15 protein-coding genes are annotated in these 13,731 nt (G+C 68.1%); 12 read left to right on the forward strand and 3 right to left on the reverse strand.

What is annotated here, in order from left to right:
• The first annotated feature begins 26 nt into the window (after positions 1-26).
• The 5 genes from gshA (at position 27) to RT97_RS25805 (ending at position 4,188) form a co-directional block, all read left to right on the forward strand.
• On the forward strand, positions 27-1,583 hold the full coding sequence (gene gshA / locus RT97_RS25785) for a glutamate--cysteine ligase (RefSeq protein ID WP_042581705.1): 1,557 nt from the start codon (positions 27-29) through the stop codon (positions 1,581-1,583).
• A 188-nt stretch (positions 1,584-1,771) separates the two neighbouring features.
• Entirely contained in the window at positions 1,772-2,152 is a 381-nt protein-coding gene (locus tag RT97_RS25790) for a response regulator (RefSeq protein ID WP_042581706.1), read from the forward strand.
• A 115-nt stretch (positions 2,153-2,267) separates the two neighbouring features.
• Complete coding sequence (locus tag RT97_RS25795; RefSeq protein ID WP_042581707.1) at positions 2,268-3,194, forward strand: SDR family NAD(P)-dependent oxidoreductase; 927 nt, start codon at positions 2,268-2,270, stop codon at positions 3,192-3,194.
• Positions 3,195-3,296: 102 nt separating this feature from the next.
• Positions 3,297-3,719 carry a nuclear transport factor 2 family protein gene (locus RT97_RS25800; RefSeq protein WP_042581708.1) on the forward strand — a complete coding sequence of 141 codons (423 nt, stop codon included), beginning with the start codon at positions 3,297-3,299 and terminating at the stop codon, positions 3,717-3,719.
• Entirely contained in the window at positions 3,709-4,188 is a 480-nt protein-coding gene (locus RT97_RS25805; protein WP_042581709.1) for a MerR family transcriptional regulator, read from the forward strand. The genes RT97_RS25800 and RT97_RS25805 overlap by 11 nt, the downstream gene beginning before the upstream one ends.
• Positions 4,189-4,204: 16 nt before the next feature.
• On the opposite strand, the gene RT97_RS25810 is transcribed toward RT97_RS25805, so the two are convergent.
• From RT97_RS25810 to bamE, 3 genes are all read right to left on the reverse strand, one after another.
• Positions 4,205-4,564: an HPF/RaiA family ribosome-associated protein gene (locus tag RT97_RS25810; protein WP_042581710.1), complete on the reverse strand. Its 360-nt coding sequence runs from the start codon at positions 4,562-4,564 to the stop codon at positions 4,205-4,207.
• A gap of 129 nt (positions 4,565-4,693) precedes the next feature.
• Positions 4,694-5,122: a CBS domain-containing protein gene (locus RT97_RS25815; protein WP_042581711.1), complete on the reverse strand. Its 429-nt coding sequence runs from the start codon at positions 5,120-5,122 to the stop codon at positions 4,694-4,696.
• Between the two features lie 136 nt (positions 5,123-5,258).
• Positions 5,259-5,858 (reverse strand): outer membrane protein assembly factor BamE domain-containing protein, encoded by a 600-nt coding sequence (bamE, locus tag RT97_RS25820; protein WP_042581712.1) that lies wholly within the window; start codon positions 5,856-5,858, stop codon positions 5,259-5,261.
• A gap of 208 nt (positions 5,859-6,066) precedes the next feature.
• Here bamE and ylqF point away from each other — a divergent pair, with 208 nt between their 5' ends.
• The 7 genes from ylqF (at position 6,067) to RT97_RS25855 (ending at position 13,729) form a co-directional block, all read left to right on the forward strand.
• Positions 6,067-7,023 carry a ribosome biogenesis GTPase YlqF gene (gene ylqF / locus RT97_RS25825; RefSeq protein ID WP_042581713.1) on the forward strand — a complete coding sequence of 319 codons (957 nt, stop codon included), beginning with the start codon at positions 6,067-6,069 and terminating at the stop codon, positions 7,021-7,023.
• Between the two features lie 55 nt (positions 7,024-7,078).
• On the forward strand, positions 7,079-7,528 hold the full coding sequence (locus RT97_RS25830; RefSeq protein WP_042581714.1) for a Fur family transcriptional regulator: 450 nt from the start codon (positions 7,079-7,081) through the stop codon (positions 7,526-7,528).
• Positions 7,529-7,619: 91 nt separating this feature from the next.
• Entirely contained in the window at positions 7,620-7,769 is a 150-nt protein-coding gene (ykgO, locus tag RT97_RS25835; RefSeq protein WP_019654976.1) for a type B 50S ribosomal protein L36, read from the forward strand.
• A gap of 128 nt (positions 7,770-7,897) precedes the next feature.
• On the forward strand, positions 7,898-8,605 hold the full coding sequence (locus RT97_RS25840) for an ABC transporter ATP-binding protein (RefSeq protein WP_042581715.1): 708 nt from the start codon (positions 7,898-7,900) through the stop codon (positions 8,603-8,605).
• 2 nt (positions 8,606-8,607) lie between these two features.
• Positions 8,608-10,008 (forward strand): ABC transporter permease subunit, encoded by a 1,401-nt coding sequence (locus tag RT97_RS25845; protein WP_172672251.1) that lies wholly within the window; start codon positions 8,608-8,610, stop codon positions 10,006-10,008.
• 13 nt (positions 10,009-10,021) lie between these two features.
• Positions 10,022-11,503, forward strand: coding sequence for an ABC transporter permease subunit (locus tag RT97_RS25850; protein WP_080898433.1), 1,482 nt, complete (start codon positions 10,022-10,024; stop codon positions 11,501-11,503).
• A 45-nt stretch (positions 11,504-11,548) separates the two neighbouring features.
• Positions 11,549-13,729: a TonB-dependent receptor gene (locus RT97_RS25855; RefSeq protein ID WP_042581716.1), complete on the forward strand. Its 2,181-nt coding sequence runs from the start codon at positions 11,549-11,551 to the stop codon at positions 13,727-13,729.
• The last annotated feature ends 2 nt before the right edge of the window (positions 13,730-13,731 follow it).

The following is a 13,731-nucleotide window of genomic DNA, read 5'->3' on the forward strand; positions in this document are numbered from 1 at the left end:
TCAGAAGATTGATGGGTCATAACAATATGAGCAACAGATTGCAGGAGAGGTTGGGTGCCCTTTCAGCCGCACGCCTCCACGGCATGCGACGCGGCATCGAGAAGGAAAGCCTGCGTGCGCTGCCCGACGGCAAGCTCGCGCTGACGCCGCATCCCCAGGCGCTGGGTTCGGCGCTCACGCATCCGCACATCACGACCGACTTCAGCGAATCGCAACTCGAGCTCATCACCGGCGTGCATGCCGGCGTCGAATCGGCGCTGGAAGAATTGACCCGGGTCCACCAGTTCACCTACCGCGTGCTCGACCAGCTGGGCGACGAGCGCCTCTGGGTTTCCAGCATGCCCTGCGGCCTGCCGACCGACGAAACCATTCCCATCGGGCGCTACGGCTCCTCGAACGTGGGCCGCGCCAAGAGCGTCTACCGCATGGGCCTGAGCCACCGCTACGGCCGTCGCATGCAGACCATCTCGGGCATCCACTACAACTGGTCGCTGCCCGACGTGTCGAGCGAACAGTATTTCGCGCTGATCCGCAATTTCCGCCGCCACGCCTTCCTCTTGCTGTACCTCTTCGGCGCCTCGCCGGCGCTGTGTTCGAGCTTCGTCGCGGGCCGCCCGCACGAGCTGCAGCCGCTGGGCGACGGCAGCATGTTCATGCCGCACGGCACCTCGCTGCGCATGGGGCCCCTGGGCTACCAGAGCGATGCGCAGGCGTCGCTCGCCGTGAGCTACAACAGCCTGGAGGGCTACGGCGCCTCGCTGCAGGACGCGCTCACCCGTCCATGGCCGGGCTACGAGACCATCGGCATCCGCAACCTGGGCGGCGACTACAACCAGCTGGGCACGAGCCTCCTGCAGATCGAGAACGAGTTCTACGGCACCATCCGCCCCAAGCGCGTGATCAACCCCGGCGAGCGCCCGCTGCATGCGCTGCGCGAGCGCGGCGTCGAATATGTCGAGGTGCGCCTCATGGACCTCGATCCCTTCGAGACCGTCGGCATCAACGCGCAGACCATGCGCTTCATCGACGTGTTCCTGCTGCACTGCCTGCTGAGCGACAGCCCCGACGACACGCCCGAGGAAATTGCCGACCTGGCACGCAACCAGCACCTGACCGCCGCGCGCGGCCGCGAGCCTGGCCTTCGCCTGTCGCGCGGCGGCAGCGAAGCGACGCTGACCGACTGGGGCCTGGAACTGGTCGACGAGTGCCTGCCCATCGCCGCCGCGATCGACGCGGCGCAGGGTGGCACGCAGCACACCGACGCGGTGAAGGCGGCCCGGGCCGCGCTGCAGGACCCCGACAGCGTGCCCTCGGCCCGCGTGCTCGCGGCCATCGAGCAGCAGCACGGCAACTCGTTCGTCGGCTTCGTGCGTGCCCAGTCGGAGCAGACCCGCGCCGCGCTGCTGGCCCTGCCGTTCTCGGCCGAGCAGCAGGCCGAATTCGAGCGCATGACCGCCGAGTCGATCCAGGAGCAAAAGCGCATCGAGGCGGCGGACACCATGCCCTTCGAGATCTACCGCGAGCAGTACGTCTCGCCCGCGCGGCTGGGCATGGCCCGAGGCCGCATGGCGGTCGCCGCCTAGCCGTCGGGCCTGGTCGCCAGCGCCCGCTGTGCGGGGCCACCGGGCGCCTTGCCTCGCCGTCGGGGACGACAAGGGCGCTGGCCGATGGCCTACAGGCATTGGCTTGCATTGCCCACCGTGCCCCTCGGCTGCGCTGCGAGGATGATTCCCATGCACAGCACCAAAAGCCCCGCCTCTTCGGTTTCGCCATGACGTTCAAGGCCTACCTCGTCGAGGACAGTCCCGTGATCCGCGAAAACCTCGTCGGATTTCTCGAGGACGTGGCCGATGCGCAGGTCGTGGCCTCCGCCAGCACCGAGGAAGAAGCCGTGAACTGGCTGCGCCAGCATCGCGACGGTTGGGACCTCACCATCGTCGACCTGTTCCTGCAGCGGGGCAACGGGCTAGGCGTGATCAACGCCTGCCGCAATCGCTCGCCGCACCAGAAGGTGGTGGTGCTCAGCAACTACGCCACGGCCGACATGCGCGACCGTTCGACGCAGTTGGGTGCCGACGCCTTCTTCGACAAATCGGCCGAACTCGACCAGCTGGTGGCCTATTGCGCCGCCATGCAGCCGTCGCACGGGTGACTGGGGCCGCGCGCCTGCCAAGGCGGCGCCGCGCTTTTCTGGGGTAAAACGCCACGCTGCCGCAGAGCGGCAACGCCGGAACATCCCCAACGAAAGCAGCCAAGAGAGACCCACCATGAGCAGCAGCAACACCATCGACTTCAAGGGCCGCGTGGCCATCGTGACCGGCGCAGGCGGGGGCCTTGGCCGACAGCATGCTTTGGCCCTGGCGGCACGCGGCGCCAAGGTGGTGGTCAACGACCTGGGCGGGGCGCGCGATGGCTCCGGCGGCTCGGTCAGCGCCGCGCAGGCGGTGGTCGACGAGATCGAGGCGGCCGGCGGCGAAGCCATCGCCAACGGCGCCTCCGTCACCGATTTCGAGGCCGTGCAGGCCATGGTGCAGCAGGCGGTGGACACCTGGGGCCGCGTCGACATCCTGGTCAACAACGCCGGCATCCTGCGCGACAAGAGCTTCGCCAAGATGGAAATCGCCGACTTCAAGCTGGTGGTCGACGTGCACCTGATGGGCGCGGTGAACTGCACCAAAGCGGTCTGGGCGCTCATGAATGCGCAGAAATACGGCCGCATCGTGATGACCACGTCGTCGTCGGGCCTGTACGGCAACTTCGGCCAGAGCAACTACGGCGCCGCCAAGCTCGCCCTCGTGGGCCTGATGCAGACCCTGAGCATCGAGGGCGCCAAGAACGACATCCGCGTGAACTGCCTGGCACCCACCGCCGCCACCCGCATGACCGAGGACCTGTTCCCGCCGGAAATGCTGGAGGCCTTCCAGCCCGAAGCCGTGGTGCCGGCGATGCTGGTGTTGGCCGCGCAGGACGCACCGAACCGCACGGTGCTCTGCGCCGGCGCCGGGGTGTTCGAGGCCGCGCACATCACGCTCACGCAAGGCGTGTGGCTGGGCAACGGCCCTGACGCCGCCGAGCAACTGGCTGCGCGGCTGGCCGAGGTGACTTCGCGCGAGGGCGAGTCCGTGCCGCTGGCCGGAACCGCCCAGGGCGGGAACGAAGTCGCCAAGGCGATGGCAAACGCTAGGCAAGGCTGAGCCGGCGCACCCGTTCATGGCGCTTGACCTAGAGCGCACTCGAGCATTTCCAATGAATTCACCGGGACTTCCGGTTCATTCAACTGCCAAGGAAATCAAGCCATGAACACGATCGACAACAAGGCCCTGGTCCAGCACATCCACGCGGAGCTGGACAAGGGCAACGGCCAGGCCTTCATCGACAGCCTGGCCGACGACGCCAGCTGGACGCTGGAGGGCACCACGCCCTGGTCGCGCACCTACGCGGGCAAGGCGGCCATTCGCGAGGAGCTGATCGCGCCGCTGTTCGCGCAATTCGCCGCGCCCTACGCGAGCAAGACCGAGCGCATCATTGCCGAGGGCGACCGGGTGGTGGTGCTGTTCAGCGGCGACGTGCCCACCAAGGCCGGCAAGCGCTACAACAACCGCTACTGCTACGTCTACCGACTCGAAGGAGGCAAGGTGAAAGAGCTGACCGAGTACTTCGACACCGCATTGGTTCAGGAGGCGCTCGAAGCGCCGCCGGCTGCCGCGCATGCCGGCTAGCGCACCGACCGCACCCGCCGCGCCGGTCGTGAAGGGAACCCCCTTCCACATCGGCGAACTGGCCACCCGCACCGGCCGCACGGTGCACGCCATCCGCTGGTACGAAACGCAGGGCCTCGTGCCCGGCGTGGCGCGCGACCACGGCGGCCGGCGCCTCTACGGCGAGTTGCACGTCGGCTGGCTCGACCTCATGGAGCGCTTGCGCCGCACCGGCATGTCGATTGCCGAGATGCGCGAGTACACCGCGCTTGCGCTCCAGGGCAAGGCCACGCTGCAGCAGCGCCGCGACATGCTCGCTGCGCACCGCGCGCGGGTGACCGAGACGATTGCCGACTGGAAAAGGGCGCTCACGCTGGTCGATCGGAAGATCGACTTCTACGACGCGTGGATGGCGAGCGGCCATCGGCCGCCCCTGATTCCCGCGGACACGCCGCGCGCCGCGCCGCCGAAGCGGCGCAAGACGCCCTGAGCGTGCGCCGCTGGCGCTATTCGGCGACGAACCCCGCGTCCTTGCGGATCGAATCGCGGTCGCGGTGGTTGTTCAGGCGCCCCAGCGTGCTGTCGAGCAGGCGCTTGAGCTTGTCGGCCGCGCCGCGGAAGGCCTCGTCGAGCGTGTTGCCGTGCTGCGTCACGGCCAGCGGCTGGTGGTGGGCAAGGCGTGCTTCCATCACGCAGCGCTTGTCGCCGCCGCCGGCCTTGTCGTGGTTCTCGTCGCTCAGATGCACCTCCACGCGCGTCACGTCTTCGACGAAGCGGCTCAGGTGTTGCTTGATCTCCGTGTCGGCCCAGCGTTCCAGCGTGTCCTTGTTCTCGATACCGTTGCTCGTGTTGACCTGAATCTGCATGCAATGTCCTTCTGCTGGATGGATGAACGAAAGCCCACTGTGCGCCCTGAAGCGCCGTGCCGTGCGTAGGTCTATTCCCTACCCACGCGCCGGGCAGGGTCCGCAATCTGGCGACGAGGAAGCCGCGGCTCAGCTCTGGATGTAGCTTGTAAGCTGGGTGATCGTCTGCTCGTGCTCGCTGATGATGTCGTCCATCAGGTCCTGGATCGAGATCATGCCCACCACCTTGTCGCCGTCGACCACCGGCAGGTGGCGGAACTTGCGCTGGCTCATCAGCGCCATGCAGGCGCGGGTGCGGGTTTGCGGTGTGACTGTCATCACGTCGGGCGTCATGATCTCCGAGACCTTCATCTCCTTGGAGTTCTTGCCCTGCAGCGCGACCTTTCGGGTGTAGTCGCGTTCGGAGAGAAAGCCCACGAGCTTCTCGCCGTCCATCACCATGAGCGCGCCGACCTCGAAGCGGGCCAGCGTGGCCAGCGCATCGAACACGCTGGTGTCGGGCGCCGTGCGCCAGGCGGCGGAGTCGTGGCGCTTGAGCAGTTCGGAGACGGGTTTCATCGCGGTAACTCCATCAAAAAGTTTTCGATTCACACCGACGCGCGAGGCGCCGCACTCGGTCAAATCATAGGGGCGGAAAAGCCCCCCGCGATGCAAAACCCTCTAGGGGATTGCGCGTGTGCCCACGCGCGAGAACTTAAGGTGTCGCAGCCAGCACGCGGCTGAGCGCCACGGGGTCGCCCACCACGGCTTTCACGAGGCCCTTGTCGTCGAAGTTGACCTGGTACTCCGACCAGCTGTCGCGCCAGTAGCGCCACGTGGCGGCGTCCAGGCTCGGGTTTTCGCCGGCGATGGGGTAGCCGATGGCCATGAGCACCTGCTCGCGCGTCATGCCGGGCATCACCTTGCCGGCGCGAATGGCGGTGCTGACCGCGGGCGGGAAGGTCGCCATCTTCTGCTTCGGATCTTCGGTGACCACGTAGCGCTTGGCGAAGTCGATCAGCGTGATGTTGCGGCTGTAGTCGTTCTTGATGCGCTGGGGCTTGCCCGCCAGGTCGAGGTTGAAGAAGCGGAAGTCGTAGGCCGTGATGCGCGCCGGCGTGCCAACGGCCACGATGCTCGTGCCTTGCTCGTCGTAGTTGATGTCGCTGATGGAGTCGCCGTAGGTGCGCATGTTGCAGCACAGGTAGCCGTTGATCATCGGCCCGGCCGGCGGCGAAGGGCGCTGGGCGTGAACGACGGACACGGGAACGACGGTGGCTGCCAGCAGGGCGGCAGCGGCAAGGCGCTTGAGCACGGATTTCCCTCGGTATTTGTTGGAATGGCTGCGGGGCGCAGCGCGCGGATTCTAGGGGCTGGACAAACCCGCGATGGAGGCAGAATGGGCGCCCCGAGCTATCGAAAAGATAGCAACGTGAGGAAGCGCACGTTCCCGGTTCACAATGCGCACCCGGCCCTCGGGCCAACCTCCCCAGCAGACAGCGCGAAAGAAAGAGCATCCATCGATGGCGATCCAGTGGTTCCCCGGGCACATGTACACGACCCAGAAGGCCATCACCGAGCGGGTGAAGGACATCGACGTGGTCATCGAGCTGCTCGACGCGCGCCTGCCCGGCTCCAGCGCCAACCCGATGCTGGCCGAGCTCACGGCCGGCCGCCCGACATTGAAGGTGCTCAACAAGCAGGACCTGGCCGACCCCGCGCGCACCGCGCTCTGGCTCGCGCACTACAACGCGCTGCCCGCCACGCGCGCCATCGGCCTCGATGCGAGCCAGACCACGCCCGCGCAGCAGATCGTCAAGGCCTGCCACGAGCTCTCGCCCAACCGCGGCGGCATGGCCAAGCCGATGCGCGTGCTGATCTGCGGCATTCCGAACGTGGGCAAGTCCACCCTCATCAACACGCTGACCGGCGGGCGCAAGGCCAAGACCGGCGACGAGGCCGGCATCACCAAGCTGGAGCAGCGCATCACGCTGGCCGACGACTTCTACCTGTGGGACACGCCCGGCATGCTGTGGCCGCGCATCGTCGTGCCCAAGAGCGGCTACAACCTCGCGGCCAGCGGCGCGGTCGGGCGCAATGCCTTCGACGAGGAGGAAGTGGCGCTCGAGCTGCTCAACTACCTGAAGACGCACTACGCGGCGGGCATCGCGGAGCGCTTCAAGCTCGTCGAACTCGATGCCGAGACCATCGCCGGCATGAAGGACGAAGACGTGCTCGACACCATCGGCCGCAAGCGCGGCGCGCTGCTGGGCAAGGGCCGGGTCAACCTGCAGAAGGCGGCGGAAATCGTGATGCACGAGTTCCGCGCCGGCAATCTCGGGCGCATCACGCTCGAGACCCCCGAGGAGTTTGCGCAGTGGCTGGCCGAAGGGCAGCGCATCGATGCGGAGCGCGCAGCCAGGAAGGCGGCGCGCGGAAAGAAACGCAAGTCCGGCGACGAGCCCGCAGCCGCGGATTGAATGGGCATCGGGGCCGCCGGCTGAACGCAGGCGGCCCGCCCACTATCATCGAAAAATGCAACGCCTCACGCGCCAACGCAACGCCGTTTTTTCCGCCTTCAGCGACGCCGGGCGGGTTCTCACGGCACCGGAAATCCTCGAACATGCACGCGAGATCGTGCCCGAGATCAGCCTCTCCACCGTGTACCGCCAGGTCTCGCTGCTGCTGGCCGACGGCGAGATCGCGAAGGTCGAACTGCCGGGCGAGCCGGCGCGCTACGAAGTGGCCTGCAAGCCCGCCGCGCACCGCCACGCGCACCACGACGGCAAAGAGGCCGACCACCACCATCACTACTTCCATTGCTCGGGCTGCGGGCAGGTGTTCCTGCTGCATGCATGCCCGGGCCCGATGGACGATCTCGCGCCCAAGGGCTTCCAGGTCAAGAGCCACGAGGTGACGCTGCATGGCCTCTGCGCATCGTGCGTGGAGGCCGGCGACAAAGCGGGCGGGCGCAAGGCGCACTGACCCGCGTCAGGCTGCAGCCAGCTTTGCAATGTTATTGAGAACGTATTCTCAATAACGTATAGTCGCGGGTCCGAACCTTTTCGATCGACCCATGCAAGTCCTGTCCTCGCTCAAGGAAGCCAAGAAGCGTCACCGCGATTGCCAAGTGGTGACGCGGCGCGGCCGCACCTACGTCATCTGCAAGTCCAACCCGCGCTTCAAGGCGCGGCAGGGCGGCGCAAAGAACAGGCATAAGCGCTGAACCGGCGCTGACCGCAAGGCGGGGCATCTTCCGCCGACACCTCCACGACGACTGAACCGATCCGCATCGGCGCACCCTGCGCCGCCGCAGGCCTGCGTGCGTCCTTTTCTCCAACCGGAACCCTGTCCATGCTCCGAGCCATCGGCCTCACCAAACAGTACGGCGCGCACACCGCGCTCGACCGCCTCGACCTCGACATCCGCGGCGGCGACATCTACTGCCTGCTGGGCGCGAACGGCGCGGGCAAGACGACGACCATCAACCTGTTCCTCAACTTCATCGCGCCGACCGGCGGCGCGGTGGAGATCAACGGCGTCGATGTCACGCGCCACCCCGTCGCCACCAAGCAGGACGTGGCGTACATCCCCGAGCAGGTCACGCTCTACGGCACGCTCTCGGGCCTGGAGAACCTGCGCTTCTTCGCAGGACTCGCGCTCGGCCACGAGCTGCCACGCGCGCGCCTTCTCGAATTGATGACCGAGGTGGGGCTCGACCACGCGGCCGCGGACAAGCGCGTCTCCGCGTATTCGAAGGGCATGCGCCAGAAGGTGTGGATCGCGGTGGCGATCGCCAAGGAGGCGAAGGCGCTTCTGCTCGACGAGCCCACCTCGGGGCTCGACCCGCACGCCGCCGCCGAGTTCTCCGACCTGCTGCGCCGCGCCGCCGACACCGGCGTGGCCGTGCTCACCACCACGCACGACCTGTTCCATGCACAGCAGACCGCCACGCGCGTCGGCATCATGAAGCGCGGCCGCCTTGTCGAAAGCCTCGACGGCGATGCGCAGATCGTGCACACCGACCTGCAGTCGCTGTACCTGCAGCACATGAGGGCCTGATCATGCTGCTGCACTGGATCGCACGACGCGAATTCATCGAGCGCCTGCGCGACGGGCGCCTTTATTGGGCCGGCGGGCTCGTGGCGGTGCTGCTCTTCACGGCACTCGCCGTGGGCTGGGCGCACCAGCAGGGCGCCCATGCCGAGCAGGTCGCCGCGCAGGCGATGGACTACCGCGACTGGCTGCACCAGGACAAGCGCCATCCGCACGATGCCGCCCACCAGGGCATGCACGCCTTCAAGCCCGAGCCGCCGCTGTCGATGGTCGACTCGGGCATCAACCCGTTCATCGGCAGCACCGTGTGGCTGCAGGCGCACCGCCAGAGCGAGGTGAAGTTCAACGCCGCGCAGGACGCGACCGGCCTGCAGCGCTTCGGCAACCTCTCGGTCGGCTGGATCCTGCAGGTGCTCGGGCCGCTGCTGGTGATCGTGCTGGGCTTCAACGCCTTCGCGGGCGAGCGCGAGCAGGGCATCCTGCGGCAGACGCTGAGCCTGGGCGTGGCGCCGCTGCGGCTCCTGGCCGGCAAGGCGCTGGCGCTCGCGGCATCGCTGGCGGTGCTGCTCGTGCCGGCGGCACTTGTCGCAGCCATCGCGGTGGCCGTGGGCGCAGGAGAGGGCGAGCGCATCGACGCGCTGCTGCGCCTGGCCGCATGGGCGCTCGGCTATGCGGTGTACCTGGGCATCTTCGTGTTCCTCGTGCTCGGCGTGTCGGCGATGTCGGCCACGTCGCGCACCGCGATCACCGTGCTGCTGGCGCTGTGGATCGGCCAGGCGGTGATGGCGCCGCGCGTGCTCTCCGAGCTGTCGCGCACCTGGTTTCCGAGCCCGACGCGGCTGGAGTTCAACCGGCAGCTCGGCGCCGAACTCAAGACCGTGTCGAACAAGGTCTGGCAAGAGAACTTCGGCACCACCGAGCGCTGGGGCCGCGACGTGCCGCTGAGCAAATGGGGCATCGCGCTGCGGCTGGACGACCAGGCCTCGTACCCCGTGTACGACCGCCACTACGGGCGCCTGTGGGACACCTGGGAGCAGCAGCAGGCGGTGCAGGAATGGAGCGGCCTCGTGCTGCCGATCCTTGCGATCCGCAGCTTCTCGATGGGCATGGCGGGCACCGACTTCTCGCACCACCGCCGTTTCACGACCGCGGCTGAACTGCATCGCCGCGACATCCAGGACCTGATGAGCAAGGACCTGGTGGCGCATGCCGATCCGCTGGGCGACCGCCACTTCTCCTACCAGGCCACGCCCGAACTCTGGGCCACCGTGCCACCGTTCGACTACCACCCGCCGGGCGCGGGATGGGCGTTGCTGCACCAGGCGCGCAGCCTGGCCGTGCTGTGCGCCGGCCTGCTGCTGGCGGCCGCGTTCGCAGTCTTCGCCACCGTGCGCCAGCGCGCGCTCTGAGGGGATGCCACACATGTCGATCCATCCTCCCCAGGGCCGCCGCCTGCTGGCCGTGATGCGCCAGGAATTCCGCCTGATGCTCGCCGAGCGCGGCCTTTGGCTCGTCGGCGCGCTGTTCCTTTTGCTCGTGGCGTACGCGCTCGGCAACGGCCTGGTGCAGACCGCCAAGCGCGACCGCGCGCAGGCAGCGGTTGCACAGGCCGACCGCGACACCCGCGCCGCGCAGCGCGTGCAGCTCGAAGCCATCCTTGCCGGCACCGCGCAGCCCACGCCGTTCGAGAACCCGGCCGATCCCTCGCGCATGGCGAGCGGCTACGGCGGGCAGCACGCGCTGCTGCCGACCGCGCCGCTGGGCCCGGTCGCGCTCGGGCAGAGCGACCTGTTCCCGAGCCAGTACAAGGTCACGAACCAGAGCCGCGTCGTGTTCATGAACCCGAGCGACATCGAGAACCCGTGGCACCTGCTGAGCGGGCACTTCGACCTGGCCTTCGTCATCGTCTATCTGCTGCCGCTCCTGATCTTCGCGCTCAGCTACAACCTGCTGTCGGCGGAGCGCGAGAACGGCACCTTGCGCTTGCTGCTCTCGCAACCGTTGCGCCTGCGCACGCTGCTCGCGGGCAAGCTCACGGTGCGCGCCGCGGTGTTGCTGGGGCCGGCGGTGCTGCTGCCGGTGGCGGTGCTGTGGATCGCGCGCCATGCGGGGCTCGCGGGCGCGTCCGGCGAGATGGGCAGCGCGACGCTCTGGTGGGCGCTGCTCGTGGGCGCCTATGCGCTCTTCTGGTTCGCGCTGGTCGTGGCGGTGAATGCCTTCGGCGCCTCGTCGGCAACGAATGCGATGGTGCTGGTCATTGCCTGGGTCGTGCTGGTGCTGGTCGCGCCGGTGCTGCTCAACCTTGCCGTCACGCAGGCCGCGCCGGCGCCTTCGCGCACCGAGCTCGCCACGCGCCAGCGTGTCGTCACGGCCGAGGCGATGAAGCGCCACCAGGACCTGCTGGGCACCGAGTACCAGCACGTGGGCCAAGGCGCGATCCTCGTGCCGCGCAACGGCAAGATCGAGATCGCCGGCCGCGCGCTCGCCAACTACAGGATCGAGCGCGAGGTGGACGAGGCGATCCGCCCCGCGCTCGACCGCTTCGATGCGCAGCAGGCACGCCAGCAGCAGCTGCTCGGCCGCTTCGGCGCGGTGTCGCCCGCGGCGGTGGCCTACGAGGGCATGACCGCGCTGGCCGGCAACGGCGCGCGCCGCCATGCGCGCTTCGAGGCGCAGACCGTCGCGCACCACGAGGCGTGGAAGGCCTTCTTCTTCCCGCGCATCGATGCGCGCGATGCATTCACGCCCGACGGGTTCGACCGCATTCCCACGTTCGCCTGGCAGGAGGAGCCCGCCAGCCTGATGCGCGGGCAGGCCGCACTGGCCGTGGTGCAGTTGCTGGTGCCCAGCCTGCTGCTCTTCGGCCTCGCGGCCTGGCGGCTGCGCCGCTTCTCGGTCGCCTAGCGGGCGACCCCCGCTTTTCAGTTTCTTTTCCAACCAGGCAGTCCAATGATCCAGTTCACCCGCACGGCCCTCGCGGTGGCCGCCGTCACGGCTTTCCAGGCAGCGCATGCACAGGGCGGCGCCAGCCTCGACGCCATCACCGTCGAAGGCAGCCGCGATGCGAGCAGCCTGCACCTCGGGGAATCGAGCGGCACCGCCTCGCGCCTGGGCCTCTCGGTGCGCGAGACGCCCGCCTCCGTCGAGATCCTTTCGCAGGACGCGATCCAGCAGCGCGGCGCGCGCACCTTCAGCGAGGCATTGCGCGGCATGGCGGGCCTGTCGGGCGGCGGGCCGCCTTCGTCGCCGACGACGCTTTCCACGCGCGGCTTCACCAGCCTCATGTACCTCTACGACGGCGTGCGCAGCTCCGGCGCGGGCGTCACCAACCGCGTGCAGGACACCTGGAACTACGACCGCATCGAGGTGCTCAAGGGCCCGGCCTCGGTGCTCGACGGCGAGGGCGCCATCGGCGGCGTCGTCAACTTCGTGACCAAGCGGCCCGACCGCGACAACCCGCACAAGGAGGCGCTGCTCTCGTACGGCAGCTACGGTGCCACGCGCGCGGGCTTCGGCTTCGGCGGCGCGCTGGGCGATGCGAGCGCCTACCGCATCGACTACAGCCGCAACGACACGAAGGTCGGCACCATCGACCGCAACGGCGAGCGCATCGACCACTTCACCAGCGGCCTCGCGCTGGACCTCGGCGGCTCGGTGAAGCTGGACCTTTCGTTCGATTACCTGCGCGACAACAACGACGCCTACTGGGGCACACCGCTGGTGCCGCGCAGCTTCGCCACGCAGCCGACGAGCGTGGTGAGCACGCCCGACGGCCGCGTGATCGACCGGCGCATGGCACGCACCAACTACAACGTGCTGGACGACGACAACTCGTCCGAAACCTACTGGCTACGCGCGCGCCTCACGGGCCAGCTCGACGGCGGCTGGTCGTGGCGCAACGAGTTCTCGGCCAACCAGTCGAAGCGCGTGTTCCGCAACTCGGAGAGCGCCACCTTCCTGCCGCCGGCCAGCATCGCGCGCGACCAGACGCTGATCACGCATGACCAGGACTTCTGGCTCGACCGCTTCGACGCCACCCACAAGGGCACCGTCGGCGGCATGGACAACCGCTTCGTCGTCGGCGGCGAATACAGCGAGACGCGCTTCGGCAGCCAGCGCCGCTTTTCGAACGGCAGCGCGAGCACGGCGAACCTCCTGCGCGTGCCGGTGTTCGACCCGTACCTGGGCCTCTTCAACGACGACCCGGCGCTGAGCGTGGGCGGCGGCAACCGGACGAACACGATGTCGAAGGTGAAGGTCACTTCGCTCTTCGTCGAAGACGCGCTCAAGCCGGTTCGCAACCTCACGCTGGTCGGGGGCCTGCGCCACGACCGCACCGAGGTGGACCGCGCCATCACCGACCTGAACCTGGGCAGCTACACGCGCTTCGGCACCAGCTACCGCTCGACCTCGGGCCGCATCGGCGCGGTGTACGACCTCACGCCGCAGTCGAGCATCTATGCGCAGTACACCAACGCGACGCTGCCGGTGAATTCTCTCTTCCTGCTGTCGGCATCGAACGCGGCGTTCCCGATGTCGCGCGGCAAGCAGGCCGAAGTGGGCTTCAAGCAGAGCCTGCCCGATGCGAACCTGGAGTGGACCGCGGCCGCCTACAGGATCGAGCTGGACAACGTGCTCTCGCGCGATCCGGCGAACGCCGCCAACACGGTGAACAACGGCCGCCAGTCGTCGCGCGGCCTGGAGCTTTCGGCGGTGTGGAAGCCCACGCGCGAATGGACGCTCGCGGGCAACCTCGCGGCGCTCGATGCGCGCTTCGACACGCTGGTGGAGGCGGGCAACGTCTCGCGGGTGGGCAAGACGCCGCCCAACGTGCCCGAGCGCGTGGCCAACCTCTTTGCGACCTACCGGCCCGACAACTCGAAGTTCGAGTACTTCGTGTCGCTCAACCGCACCGGCCACATGTTCACCGACACCGCCAATCAGATCCGCATCAACGGCTACACCACCATGGATGCGGCGGTGAGCTATCGCCTGAAGAATGCGCTGCTGAGTTTTCGCGTGCGCAACCTGACCGACAAGCTCTACGCCACCTGGGCGGGGCGCGCCACCAGCCAGGTGCTGCTGGCGCCGCGGCGCACCTTCGAGGTGTCGGCCAAGTTCGACTTCTGAGC

The organism is Variovorax paradoxus (assembly GCF_000834655.1).
GTDB classification, from domain to species: Bacteria; Pseudomonadota; Gammaproteobacteria; order Burkholderiales; family Burkholderiaceae_C; genus Variovorax; species Variovorax paradoxus_F.

What these genes read in the sequence shown, in the direction of transcription:
- ylqF (WP_042581713.1), top strand. Translation starts at nt 6,067, where the DNA reads ATGGCGATCCAGTGGTTCCCCGGGCACATGTACACGACCCAGAAGGCC.
- RT97_RS25810 (WP_042581710.1), bottom strand. Translation starts at nt 4,564, where the DNA reads ATGCAGATTCAGGTCAACACGAGCAACGGTATCGAGAACAAGGACACG.
- RT97_RS25855 (WP_042581716.1), top strand. Translation starts at nt 11,549, where the DNA reads ATGATCCAGTTCACCCGCACGGCCCTCGCGGTGGCCGCCGTCACGGCT.
- RT97_RS25850 (WP_080898433.1), top strand. Translation starts at nt 10,022, where the DNA reads ATGTCGATCCATCCTCCCCAGGGCCGCCGCCTGCTGGCCGTGATGCGC.
- RT97_RS25790 (WP_042581706.1), top strand. Translation starts at nt 1,772, where the DNA reads ATGACGTTCAAGGCCTACCTCGTCGAGGACAGTCCCGTGATCCGCGAA.
- RT97_RS25800 (WP_042581708.1), top strand. Translation starts at nt 3,297, where the DNA reads ATGAACACGATCGACAACAAGGCCCTGGTCCAGCACATCCACGCGGAG.
- RT97_RS25795 (WP_042581707.1), top strand. Translation starts at nt 2,268, where the DNA reads ATGAGCAGCAGCAACACCATCGACTTCAAGGGCCGCGTGGCCATCGTG.
- RT97_RS25845 (WP_172672251.1), top strand. Translation starts at nt 8,608, where the DNA reads ATGCTGCTGCACTGGATCGCACGACGCGAATTCATCGAGCGCCTGCGC.
- RT97_RS25840 (WP_042581715.1), top strand. Translation starts at nt 7,898, where the DNA reads ATGCTCCGAGCCATCGGCCTCACCAAACAGTACGGCGCGCACACCGCG.
- RT97_RS25815 (WP_042581711.1), bottom strand. Translation starts at nt 5,122, where the DNA reads ATGAAACCCGTCTCCGAACTGCTCAAGCGCCACGACTCCGCCGCCTGG.
- gshA (WP_042581705.1), top strand. Translation starts at nt 27, where the DNA reads ATGAGCAACAGATTGCAGGAGAGGTTGGGTGCCCTTTCAGCCGCACGC.
- ykgO (WP_019654976.1), top strand. Translation starts at nt 7,620, where the DNA reads ATGCAAGTCCTGTCCTCGCTCAAGGAAGCCAAGAAGCGTCACCGCGAT.
- RT97_RS25805 (WP_042581709.1), top strand. Translation starts at nt 3,709, where the DNA reads ATGCCGGCTAGCGCACCGACCGCACCCGCCGCGCCGGTCGTGAAGGGA.
- RT97_RS25830 (WP_042581714.1), top strand. Translation starts at nt 7,079, where the DNA reads ATGCAACGCCTCACGCGCCAACGCAACGCCGTTTTTTCCGCCTTCAGC.